Annotated in this window: 9 protein-coding genes; 3 read left to right on the plus strand and 6 right to left on the minus strand. The window is 70.7% G+C overall.

The window, feature by feature from the left end; genetic code table 11:
• Nucleotides 1-5 precede the first annotated feature (5 nt).
• The 3 genes from BWI15_RS01585 to BWI15_RS01595 form a co-directional block, all read right to left on the minus strand.
• Nucleotides 6-866, minus strand: coding sequence for an MOSC domain-containing protein (locus tag BWI15_RS01585; RefSeq protein WP_077012457.1), 861 nt, complete (start codon nt 864-866; stop codon nt 6-8).
• Between the two features lie 67 nt (nt 867-933).
• Nucleotides 934-1740 carry a spermidine synthase gene (locus BWI15_RS01590; protein ID WP_077012623.1) on the minus strand — a complete coding sequence of 269 codons (807 nt, stop codon included), beginning with the start codon at nt 1738-1740 and terminating at the stop codon, nt 934-936.
• Between the two features lie 156 nt (nt 1741-1896).
• A complete protein-coding gene (locus tag BWI15_RS01595; protein WP_077012458.1) occupies nt 1897-3081 on the minus strand; it encodes a glycerophosphodiester phosphodiesterase in 1185 nt (394 codons plus the stop codon).
• 209 nt (nt 3082-3290) lie between these two features.
• Between BWI15_RS01595 and BWI15_RS01600 the strand changes: the two genes are divergently transcribed.
• Nucleotides 3291-4283 carry a malate dehydrogenase gene (locus tag BWI15_RS01600; protein WP_077012459.1) on the plus strand — a complete coding sequence of 331 codons (993 nt, stop codon included), beginning with the start codon at nt 3291-3293 and terminating at the stop codon, nt 4281-4283.
• A gap of 69 nt (nt 4284-4352) precedes the next feature.
• Here the strand turns inward: BWI15_RS01600 and BWI15_RS01605 are convergent, their stop codons facing one another.
• From BWI15_RS01605 to BWI15_RS01615, 3 genes are all read right to left on the minus strand, one after another.
• The gene (locus tag BWI15_RS01605) at nt 4353-7649 is read right to left on the minus strand and encodes a S8 family serine peptidase (RefSeq protein WP_168197248.1); all 3297 of its coding nucleotides are present in this window, start codon (nt 7647-7649) and stop codon (nt 4353-4355) included.
• Nucleotides 7650-7766: 117 nt separating this feature from the next.
• Nucleotides 7767-8039, minus strand: a complete 273-nt coding sequence (locus tag BWI15_RS01610) for a DUF3017 domain-containing protein (protein WP_077012461.1) — start codon at nt 8037-8039, stop codon at nt 7767-7769.
• A complete protein-coding gene (locus BWI15_RS01615; protein ID WP_077012462.1) occupies nt 8039-8911 on the minus strand; it encodes a bifunctional methylenetetrahydrofolate dehydrogenase/methenyltetrahydrofolate cyclohydrolase in 873 nt (290 codons plus the stop codon). The genes BWI15_RS01610 and BWI15_RS01615 overlap by 1 nt, the downstream gene beginning before the upstream one ends.
• Before the next feature lie 129 nt (nt 8912-9040).
• Here BWI15_RS01615 and BWI15_RS01620 point away from each other — a divergent pair, with 129 nt between their 5' ends.
• Both BWI15_RS01620 and BWI15_RS01625 read left to right on the plus strand, forming a co-directional pair.
• The gene (locus tag BWI15_RS01620; RefSeq protein ID WP_077012463.1) at nt 9041-9610 is read left to right on the plus strand and encodes a TetR/AcrR family transcriptional regulator; all 570 of its coding nucleotides are present in this window, start codon (nt 9041-9043) and stop codon (nt 9608-9610) included.
• Between the two features lie 61 nt (nt 9611-9671).
• Nucleotides 9672-11861, plus strand: coding sequence for an MMPL family transporter (locus BWI15_RS01625; protein WP_077012464.1), 2190 nt, complete (start codon nt 9672-9674; stop codon nt 11859-11861).
• Nucleotides 11862-11886 lie beyond the last annotated feature (25 nt).

Below are 11886 nucleotides of genomic sequence, written 5' to 3' on the forward strand. Positions count from 1 at the left end.
CGAGGCTACCGACTCACAGGGGCCGGGTCAGGCCCTTCGGGCAACCATTCAGCCACCGTGAAAGAGTCGCCGACCGCGACGACCCCAGGCTCCAGCACCGCCGCCTTCATTCCGAAGCTGACGCCGCCGCCGTAATCGGGCTGGCGCCGATAGGTCGCCAGCGTGCGGGTCGGTTCCGGGCCGCTCTTCTCGCCGGTTGCCTGGTTCACGGTCGGCACCGCGCAGCGGATCGCTCGCGCGGCGTACCCGATCCGCACCGCACCGGCCGCAGCGCGCAGGACCCGGTCCTCGGTGTGCGGCTCGGTCCAGCCCGACACGACGAGGTTCGGCCGGAAGCGGTTCATCGGGATCGCCTCGCCACCGTTCTCCAAGATCCGCGCGTTCAGCTCGTCGAGCGACGCCAGCGACGTGATCAGCAGCGCGTGCGCGTCCCCGAACCCGGTCTGCCCGGGATGCACGCCCCACCCCGGCCGCTCGTGCTCCGGCGTGACCCGGACCAGCGAGGCCGGTCGTCCGAGCCGCTCGGTGAACCACGCGTCCGCCGCCGGGTCCTGCACCACCGCGTCGCCGAACCACTTGCCGAACAGGCTCACGTCGCGGCGCTTCCCGTCGTACGCGACCTCGATCTCCAGCGTCTCGGACCCGCCGTCGGACAGCCGCAGGCCGTCGCCGTCGAGCACCTCGACCCGCAGCGGCGCCATCGCCGGCAGGCTGCGCTGGCTGTAGAACGCGCCGTCGGGACCGACGAGCATGAAGCTCCGGTCGTGCTTCAACCCGGTCGCGCCCACCTCGGCACGGTCGACCGACACTCCGGCCAGGCCCTTCACCGGGTAGTACGTCAGTGCGGAAACTTTTGCATCGGCCACCCGCGCAACACTAGCTGGACCGGTGACGCGGCCTGCCGGTTTCACGGTCAACCTGACGCCGAATTGTTCACTTCCCGAAGGTTCCCGACGGCGCCGCGGGCGACACGAACGACTCCTCGTCGGTGAGCGGTTCGGCCTTGCCGGCCAGCTCCCGCAGCGCCAGCACCTCGTACGGCGGTTGCGCCTGCCGGCCGACCGCGGTGAGATCCGGCACGGGCTGCCGCGAGGCCACCAGGACGACGTTGCCGAACGCTTTGCCGCGCAGCACTTTGCGCTCCGCCAGCACCACGCCCTCGCCGAACGCCTCCCGCGCCGTCGCCGCCACGCGCCGGACGAAGCCCAGCCCCGCCGACCCGTCGATCAGGTTCTGCACGAGCACCCCGCCGGGCCGCAGCACCCGCGCGCACTCGGCCGCGAACTCCCGGGTGACCAGGTTCTCCGGGACCGCCTCGCGCACGAACGCGTCGACGATCAGCAAGTCGACCGAGTCGTCGTACACGGCGTCGATCCCGGCCCGGCCGGTGACCGGGCGGACCTTGATCCCGGACCGTTTCGGCAGCGGCAGCGTCTCCCGGACGAACTCGGTCAGGTCCTCGTCCGGCTCCAGCACGATCTGCCGCGACCGCGGCCGGGTCACCGCGACGTACCGGGCCAGCGAGAGCCCGGCGCCGCCGACGTGCAGCACCGACACCGGCTGCCGCCGCGGCGCGACCGCGTCGACGACGTCGCCGATCCGGCGCATGTACTCGAACCCGAGCCGCGTCGGGTCGGCCAGATCCACCTGCGACTGCAGCGACCCGTCCACCCGCAGCACGAACGTCCCGTCCGCCGCGGCCTCGACGGTCGCCGTCCCGGACCCGACCTTGCGCTCCATCCCGACATCCTTGCACTGCCGGGACGGAGCGAACTTCCACCACTCACCAACCAGCTGCGACCGGCGCAGTGCGCGCTCGAACACGTCGCCGCGGCGACCGCACCCAGGGATTGGTGAGTGGTGCAGGTCCGGCCGGCATCAGGCCAGGCCGGTGGGTCAGCGCGACTCGGCCGCCGCGGCCACCGCGATGTCGGCGTTGTCGGAGAACAACCCGTCGATCCCGGCCTTACGGAACGCCGCGATCTCGCCGAACAGGTCACCGGAGTCGGCCGCCACGGCCGAGCTGCGGAAGTTCACCGGCAGGAAGGAGTTCTCCACCCGGAACGTGTACGGGTGCACCACCAACCCGGCCCGGTGCGCGTCGCGGACCAGCGCGGTCGGCGTGCCCAGCTTGCCCGTCGCGTCGACCGGGATGACCTGGTCCTTGGCCGGCCCGACACCGTCGGCGTACGTGGCGACCTCCTGCAGTCCCCGCGCGCTGACCACGTCGGCGTAGGTGCGCTTGTCCCCCGCCGCGACGAAGTCGTACGGCGCGCCCGAGGAACTGGTCAGCTGGACCAGCGGGACGCGCAGCTGCTTGTCGAGCGCCTTCAGGTTCGCCACCTCGAACGACTGCACGTAGACCTTGGCGCCGGCCTGGTTCAGCCCGTTGCGGTTCAGCACCTTGACCAGCTCCGGCTCCAGCGCCAGGCCCTGCCGCTGGAAGTACGTCGGGTGCTTGGTCTCCGGGTAGATCCCGATCGGCCGGTTCAGCTCGCGCGACAGCCGCTTGGTCAGGTCGATGACCTCCTGCAGCGTGGGGACCTGGTACCGGCCGTTGAACACCGTGTTGTGCTGCCGGACGGCGGGAATCCGCTCGGTCGCCCGCAGCGTCTTCAGCTCCTGCAGCGTGAAGTCCTCGGTGAACCAGCCGGTCACCGCGACGCCGTCCAGGGACTTGGTCTTCTTCCGGTTCGCGAACTCCGGGTGCTGGGCGACGTCCGTCGTCCCGCCGATCTCCGGCTCGTGCCGGGTGACCAGCACGTGGTCCTTGGTGGTGACCAAGTCCGGCTCGACGAAGTCGGCGCCCATCCGCGCCGCCAGCTCGTACGCCGCCAGCGTGTGCTCGGGCCGGTAGCCCGACGCGCCCCGGTGCCCGACCACGACGAAGTCGTCGCGCCGCCGCGCGTCGGAGCCCGGCACCGCCGCGGACTTCGACGCGGACTCGACGACGGCGGACGGCGTACCGGCCTCGGCGGACCGATCGACCGAAGGGCCGCCACTGATCTGCGGCGCGACCAGCGCCGCACCGACGGTCAGCGCCGAGGCGCCGACCGCGACGAACTGCCGGGACAGCTTCATACGGGTTCTCCTCACGAGTCAGGGACTGCGCACACCATCGAGCCGCCCGGAAACGTCCGGGCGGCTCTGCCGGGTCCGGCCGGCGTCCACCGGGTGAACGCCTCGCCGGACAGAGGTGGCAGGAATCACCGGCCCCACCGTCGCCAGCGGGCGCGGGGGTTGCTAGCGTCCGAAGTAGTCAGCCAGTCGAGTTCTCCAAGGAGCGTGTCGTGAGCACTACCCCCGTGAAGGTGGCCGTCACCGGCGCCGCCGGCCAGATCGGTTACAGCCTGCTGTTCCGGATCGCGAGCGGTGCGCTGCTGGGCCCGGACACCCCGGTCGAGCTGCGGCTGCTGGAGATCACCCCGGCGCTGAAGGCGCTCGAGGGGGTCGTGATGGAACTCGAGGACAGTGCGTTCCCGACGCTGGCCGGCGTCGAGATCGGCGACGACCCGAACGCCATCTTCGACGGCGCGAACGTCGCCCTGCTGGTCGGCGCCCGGCCGCGGACCAAGGGCATGGAGCGCGGCGACCTGCTCGAGGCCAACGGCGCGATCTTCACCGGCCAGGGCAAGGCGCTCAACGACCACGCCGCCGACGACATCCGGATCACCGTCACCGGCAACCCGGCCAACACCAACGCGCTGATCGCCAAGTCGAACGCGCCGGACATCCCGGCCGAGCGGTTCTCCGCGCTGACCCGGCTGGACCACAACCGGGCGCTCGCGCAGCTGGCCAAGAAGACCGGCACGCACGTGAACGACCTGAAGAAGCTGACCATCTGGGGCAACCACTCGGCCACCCAGTACCCGGACATCTTCCACGCCGAGGTGGCCGGCAAGAACGCGGCCGAGGTCGTCAACGACCAGGCCTGGCTGGAGAACGACTTCATCCCGACCGTGCAGAAGCGCGGCGCGGCGATCATCGAGGCCCGCGGCGCCTCCTCGGCCGCCTCGGCCGCGGCCGCCACGATCGACCACACCCGCGACTGGCTGCGCGGCTCGGCCGACGGCGACTGGCTGTCGATGGCGGTCGTGTCCGACGGTTCGTACGGCGTACCGGAGGGCCTGATCTCGTCGTTCCCGGTGACCACCAAGGACGGCAACTGGGAGATCGTCCAGGGCCTGGAGATCAACGACTTCTCCCGCGCCCGGATCGACGCCAGCACCACCGAGCTCGGCGAGGAGCGCGACGCGGTCAAGGCCCTCGGCCTGATCGGCTGACGCACCGCCTTTCGTTCGCGTCCGAAGAACCGTGCGCTGTAGCGCACGGTTCTTCGGACGCACGTGTTTTCAGCGCAGGCGGTAGGCGTTCAGCACGGTCTGGGTGGCGGTGTTGCCGTCCTGGTCGACGACCCGGGACTTCAGCGAGACCAGCTTCGCCCCGGCCGGCGTCGTGAAGACCACCTTGTACTTGTTCTTCCCGGCCGGCAGCACACTCGCCCGCTGCCAGGTCTTGCCGCCGTCACCCGACACCTGGACGACGACCGACTCAACCCGGGTGACCTTCGCGCCAGGCGCGCTCGTGACGGTGAGGTCCAGGACGCTGATCGGCAGCCGCTTGACCGCGTTCCACTCGTCCACTCGCGGCGTGAACCGCACGGTCTTCAACGGCAGCAGCTCCTTGTCCTCACCGGTGTCCTGCGAGCTGAAGGTCCAGACGCCTTCCATCCGGTTCGCGAGCTGCAGCATCGGCCGGGTCTGCACGATCTCCAACCGGTACGCCGCCTTGGCGGCCGGCACATTCTCCAGCCAGAGCTGACCGGGCACGGTCGACTGGTCGAGCAGCTTGCCGTCCCGGAAGACCTTCGTGCCGCTGCCTGGCCCGACTTCGTCCGACTGGCCGTCGTGGCCGTCGCCGTCACCGTTCGGGAACAGGAAGAAGTCCATCGAGTTGCCCTGGCGGTAGACGCCGCCACCGCCCGCGTCCATCGTGGCGACCGCCGCGCCCCAGCGTTCGCCGTACGGCAAACCCGGCCGGAACGTTTTGCCGGTGTACGACAGCGAGAGCGGGAAGAGGTAGTACTCACCGTCGGCGACGAACGTGTTCACCTGTGCGGCCCAGGTGACGTCCTTGGCGTCGACGAAGTGCGTGACCCGGCGCGGTACGTCGTACGAGATCGGCCGGCCCGACGAGCTCGCGTACATCGACGCAAAGGTGCCGAAGCGCTCGTCGAACACTTTCTGACCGGCGTGGTCGGCGACGTACTGCGTCGTCAGCTTCGCGAGCTCGTGGTCGTGCACTGTCCGCTGGTAGCCGGTGAAGTAGCTGCCGGTCCGGCCCTGGAGCAGGTCGTAGGTGTACGGCGTGTTGTGGAAGTCGCCGTTGCGGCCCGGCACACCCCAGCGGGAGCTGACGAACGACGCCATCTCACCCTTGGCCACCGACGGTCCCATCGAGGCGACGAAGATCCGGTCGAGCGCGTCGGCGGAGGTGGAGTTGCCGTGGACGTACTCGCCGATCGGCCGCTCATAACCCACGTCGACCCGGGCCAGGCGCGCGTCGGACCGCGGCACGGTGATCCGCAGCGGACCGGCCTTTCGCGCGTCGACCGCGACGGTTGTCGCACGGTCGACCACCAGCTTCGGCCAGACCAGCTGGTACACGCGTTGCCCGGCGGCCGTCAGGTTGCCGTCGACGAAGTACTCGCCCTTCGGCAGCCGCAACCGCGCGGTGCCCTGGGCGTCGGTCAGCACCTCGACGAATCGGTTGCCGGTGAGGCCGACCATCGTCGTGTAGTTCGCGCCGGTGCCCTTGCCGTCCGGGCCGAGGTGCTTGACGGTGACGTCGTAGCTCTCGACCTCCTTCTCGGCGGCCAGCGGGACGCTCAGGCTGCTGCCTGCGCCGGTCGCGACCAGGCGGCCGGCGTACTGGCCGTCGGTGCCCTGGTGACGGGTGTCGGAGGTGACAGCGACGGAGGCGGTGCCACCGGCGGGCACCGTGACGCTCTGCGCGCCGAGCTTCATCGCGGTCGCGGGGGCCGGCTTGCCGTCCGGACCGGTTGCGGTGAGCCGCAACTGGAGGGTGACGGCCGTCTTGCCGAGGTTGCGGAAGGTGACCTGCTCGGTGACCGGCTTGTCGTCGGCGTGCGGCCACAGCGCCGTGCCGAACGAGACGCTTCCCGGTGTTGCCATGAGCAACTGAGTGATGCCCTTGGCGATGTCGACCCGTCCCGCACCCTGCTGCTGGACGGTCTGTCCGTCGACGATCTTCGCCGAGGCCATCACTGCGGGCTTGAGTTCCCTGGCCTTCCAGCCCGGGTGCTGCTGAGCGAGCAGCGCGGCGGCGCCCGCGACGTGCGGCGTCGCCATCGACGTACCGGACAGCGTCAGGTACTGCGGGCCGACGGGATCACCGATCACGGCGTCCTTCGCCTTGGCCGCCACGATGTCCACGCCGGGCCCGGTGACGTCGGGCTTGATCGCGCCGTCGCCGACGCGTGGGCCGCGGCTCGAGAACTCGGCGAGCTGGTCGGACTTGTCCACCGCGCCGACGGTCAGCGCCGCATCCGCGCTGCCCGGCGAGGAGATCGACCCGTCGCCCGGACCTTCATTGCCGGCAGCAACGACGAAGAGTGTGCCGGTCTGCGCGGTGAGCCGGTTGATCGCCGCCTCGATCGGGTCGACCTCCGGGGTGTCCGGACCGCCGATGCTGAAGTTGACCACCGCGGCCTTCTGCTCCACCGCGGCCCACTGCAGCCCGGCGAGCATCGCCGAGTCCGGGCAACCGCCGCCACGGTCGCAGACCTTGCCGTCGAGCAGCGTCGCGTCCGGTGCGACGCCCTTGTACTTGCCGCCGGACGCGGCGCCCGAGCCGGCCACCGTCGACGCGACGTGCGTGCCGTGGCCGAACTGATCGCCCGCCGGGTCGGTGGTGAAGTTCTTCGTCGCCCCGATCCGGCCCTTGACGTCAGGGTGGAACGGGTCGATCCCGGTGTCCAGTACGGCGATCTTGACGCCTTTGCCGGTGAAGCCCGCCTGCCAGGCCTTCGGTGCACCGATCTGCGGAACCGACTTGTCCAGCAGCACCTTGCGCTTGCCGTCCAGCCAGACCTGGTCGATCCCCGCCGCGTCGCGGCTCGTGCGCAGGAACTGCCCGGCCGCCTTCTTGTCCACCGTGACGGCGGTCGCGCCGATCGCCGGCAGCTGACGCCGGACCGTTGCGCCCGGCAACGGTGTTGTCGTCGCGCGCCCCTTGGCCGAGACGATCAGCGGGATCGTCGCCGACCGCTGGTCGTCGTACCCCAGCTCCAGCAGGCCGCTCACGTCGAACAACCGCCGGTCGAGCTTGCCCGACGTCACCGCCGAGCTGACGTCGAGCGGAAGCACCGACAGCCGGCCGTGCGACCGCTGCAGCTTGAACACCACCTTGTCCCGGCCGGGCCCCGGGTCGACCGTCACCCGCTTGAGGTCCCCGCCGTGCAGCACCACCTTGTCGCCGGTCACCAGCGTGACCGTGCGGTCCTTGCCCGGCTGACTGGTGGCCAAGGGCAACGCCCGCTGATCCGGCTCGCTGACCGCCCGCGCCCCCGGACCGTCGATCAACCCGATCGCCAGCGCCCCGGCCACGACGCCGGTTGTGATCGTCAACCATCTCTTACTGGGTTCCATCTCCGCTCTCCCCTCCGTCACCGCTCGGTGACCACACGAGTACGACGCGTGAGAAGGAGGAAAAGATGGTTCGCCCTGGGCGGTGTGCCTTTTCGGTCAGCCGTTCGGGACGATCAGGCCGAGCAGCAGGATCGCGGCACCGACACCGAGCAGCAGCGCGGTGTCGAACATGCGGCCCCGGACGTGCAGCAGCCCGGCCACGTCGTCACTCAGGACGGCGCGGAGCAGGCCGGCGAGCAGCACGCTGCCGGAGAAGATCAGGATGCCGTTGCGCCAGTTGTAGAACGTCAGCACGATCAGCCCGGCCAGCCCGCACAAGGTGCACAGCGCCAGCGGCCACTCGCTGCGTCGCTCGGTGGCGGCCACCATCAGCCGGCCGTGCCGGTCCCGGCGAGCGACGCCTCGGCCGCCTCGACGACGTTCGTCAGCAGCATCGCCCGCGTCATCGGGCCGATCCCGCCCGGCATCGGCGCGATCCACGCCGCGGCCTCGCGGGCGGCCGGGTCGATGTCGCCGACGATCTTGCCCTCGGCGCTGCGGCTGGTGCCGACGTCGAGCAGTACGGCGCCCGGCTTGACCATGTCGGCGGTGATCAGACCGGCCGACCCGGCGGCGGCGATCACGATGTCGCCGGTCCGGACCACGGCGGCCAGGTCCTTGGTACCGGTGTGGCACTGGGTGACGGTCGCGTTCTCGGACTTGCGGGTGAACAGCAGACCCATCGGCCGCCCGGCGGTGACGCCACGGCCGACCACGACCACGTGCGCGCCGGCGATCGGGACGTCGTACCGGCGGAGGATCTCGACGCAGCCCTTCGGGGTGCACGGCAACGGCCCGTCCTGGCCGAGCACGAGCTTGCCGAGGCTGACCGGGTGCAGACCGTCGGCGTCCTTGGCCGGGTCGATCAGCCCGAGGATCTCGTTGGTGTCGACGTGCTTGGGCAGCGGCAACTGCACGATGAAGCCGGTGCAGGCCGGGTTCTCGTTCAGCTCCCGTACCTTCGCGGCGATCTCGTCCTGCGTGGTCTCGGCCGGGAGCTCGATCTCGATCGAGGCGATGCCCACCGCCGCGCAGTCGCGGTGCTTGCCCGCGACGTAGGCCCGGCTGCCCGGATCGTCGCCGACCAGGATCGTGCCCAGCCCGGGCACGACGCCCTGCTCCGCGAGCTTGGCCACCCGGACCTTGAGCTCGTCCTTGATCGCCGCCGCCGTCGCCTTGCCGTCCAGAATCTGAGCCGTCACAAGACAGGAGTCTGCCACGGGCACCGGCGCCCGGTCCGCACCGCCCCGACCCGCCCGGGTCCGTGACCTGCCCCACAAACCTGACCGATCGGTTGGAAACTGGCCGATCGGTCAGGCATAGTCGCTGACATGGCAGAAAGCACCCCCGCCCGCGAGCGCACCCGGCGGGAGATCGTGCAGCAGGCGATGACCCTGTTCGCCAACGACGGCTACAACGCGACCTCGCTGCAGGACATCGCGACCGCGGCCGGCTGCTCGAAGGCGACCGTGCTCTACCACTTCAACGGCAAGGCCGCGGTGCTCGCCGCCGTGCTGGCGCCTTCCCAGCAGGCGCTGAAGGACCTGGTCGCCGAGGCCGACGCGCTGCCGCCCGAACAGCGGCAGGAGGCCGCGATCGTGGGGTTCGCCCGGCTCGCGGTCGAGTTCCGTGGGCTGATCGCGGTACTGCAGGACGTGCTGATGGTCCTGGACGAAATGCCCGAGTTCGACGAACTGGTGGCCGACGGCATCAAGCTCACCGAGCTGATGGCCGGCCAGGGTGCCGACCGGCTCGAGCTGGACATCGCCAAGTTCGCCGTCAACGGACTGCTCGGCGAGTGCCGTCACCCCGGCGAGCGGACCGACGCCGAACTGCTCGACCTCTGCGAGACCGCCATGCGCCGCCTGCTCACCCCGCTCCGTCCACAGTCCGGCAGCTGAAAACGCCGGATTCCGCACCGATCCCCCGCCCGACCGGCCGATCCGAACGGACGTACTCCTGATGGCCAACCTGCTCTACCGGCTCGGCCGGTTCTCCTACCAGCGCCGCCGCCTGGTCGCGGCGATCTGGACGTTCCTGCTGGTTCTGCTCGGCGTCGGTGCGCTGACCCTGGGCGGCCAGACCTCGAACACGTTCTCCATCCCGGGCACCGAGTCGCAGCGCGCGCTCGACGCCCTGGCCAAGGACCTGCCGGCCGCCAGCGGCGCGTCGGCGAGCGTCGTGGTCAAGGCGCCGGCCGGCAAGACGCTGATGGACCCCGTGGTGAAGGCCGCGGTCGGTGTCGCGGTCGGCAAGGTCGCCGAGGTCCCGGACGTGACCGGCGCCGTCGATCCCTACACCGCCAGGGCGATCAGCCCGGACGGTACGACGGGACTGATCCAGGTCCAGTTCGGCCAGGCCGCGGACCAGCTCTCCGAGGACACCACCACGGCGTACGACGGACTGAGCTCGCTCAGCTCGGGTGATCTGCGGGTCGTTCCCGGCGGCGCCGTGGTCGGCGGACCGCCGGAGATCCGCAGCACCGAGATCATCGGCGTCGCGATCGCGGCCGTCGTCCTGGTCGTCACCTTCGGCTCGCTGGTCGCCGCCGGCATGACGTTGCTGACGGCCCTGATCGGCGTTCTGGCCGGGATGGCCGGGCTGTTCCTGGTCACCGCGTTCACGGAGGTCTCCTCGACCGCGCCGATCCTGGCGCTGATGCTCGGCCTCGCGGTCGGCATCGACTACGCGTTGTTCCTCAGCTCCCGGCACCGCACGCAACTGGCGGAGGGAATGGACCCGGAGGAGTCGGTCGCGCGAGCGACGGCGACCGCGGGATCGGCCGTCCTGTTCGCGGGTGCGACCGTCGTGATCGCGCTGGCCGGGCTGAGCCTGGTCGGGGTTCCGTTCCTGACCGCGATGGGTCTGGCCGCGGCGGCGACCGTGCTCACCGCCGTACTGGTCGCGCTGACGCTGCTGCCGGCCATGCTCGGCTTCCTCGGCCAGCGGGTGCTGCCGCGCAAGTTGCGCAACCACGGCGCGCACGCCGCCGTCGAGCCGGCGGCGGCCAAGGAGGGCTTCGGCTTCCGCTGGGCCCGGCTGGTGACCCGCTTCCGCATCCCGATCGTTGCCCTCGGCATCCTTGGGCTCGGCGCGCTGGCGTTGCCGGTGCAGGACATGCGGCTGGCGATGCCGGACGGCGCGACCGCACCGGAGAACTCGAACCAGCGGATCGCGTACGACCTGTCCGCGGCCGCCTTCGGCCCGGGCTCGAACGGGCCGCTCGTGGTGGTCGTGAAGACGCCGAGCGCCCAGCAGTCCGAGGCGCTGGTCGGCCAGGTGCTCGGTCTGACGAAGAACTTCAAGGACATCGTCGCGGCCCAGCCCGGACCGGCCAGCCAGGACGGCGCGACCCGGCTGATCAGCGTGATCCCGGCCAGTGGCCCGGCCAGCGAGCAGACCGCCGACCTGGTCGGTGACCTGCGCGACTCCCTCAAGCCGCTGTCGCAGAACGGTGCCGACGTGTCGATCACCGGCAACACCGCGATCGGGGTGGACGTCTCACAGAAGCTGACCGACGCGCTTCCGACGTACCTGCTGGTCGTGATCGGGTTGTCGTTCCTGCTGCTCCTGCTGGCGTTCCGCTCGATCCTGGTGCCGCTGAAGGCGACGCTGGGCTTCCTGCTGACGATCGGCGCGACGTTCGGCATCACCGTCGGGGTCTTCCAGCTCGGCTGGGGCGCGGCGCTGTTCGGCGTGGACTCGCCCGGACCGCTGGTCAGCTTCCTGCCGATCATCATGATGGGCATCCTGTTCGGCCTGGCGATGGACTACGAGGTGTTCATCGTGTCCCGGGTTCGCGAGGAGTTCGTGCACGGCAAGCACGCCACCGAGGCCACCATCGCCGGCGTCGGGCACGGCGCCCGGGTGGTGACCGCGGCCGCGCTGATCATGGCGGCGGTGTTCGCGGGCTTCATCCTGGTGCACGACCCGATCATCAAGACGATCGGCTTCGGGCTGACGATCGGCGTCCTGATCGACGCGTTCGTGGTCCGGATGACGATCGTCCCGGCGGTGCTGTCGCTGCTCGGCGACCGCGCGTGGTGGTTCCCGAAGTGGCTGGACAAGATCACCCCGAAGGTCGACATCGAGGGCGAGTCGCTGCGCGTCGACGAGGCGAACAAGCCGAAGGGCCTGGTCAGCGTCGACTGACTGCGCGGGCCGGGCGGGTGGCACC

Origin of the sequence: Kribbella sp. ALI-6-A (assembly GCF_001984195.1) — a bacterium.
In the GTDB taxonomy this organism is placed as follows: Bacteria; Actinomycetota; Actinomycetes; order Propionibacteriales; family Kribbellaceae; genus Kribbella.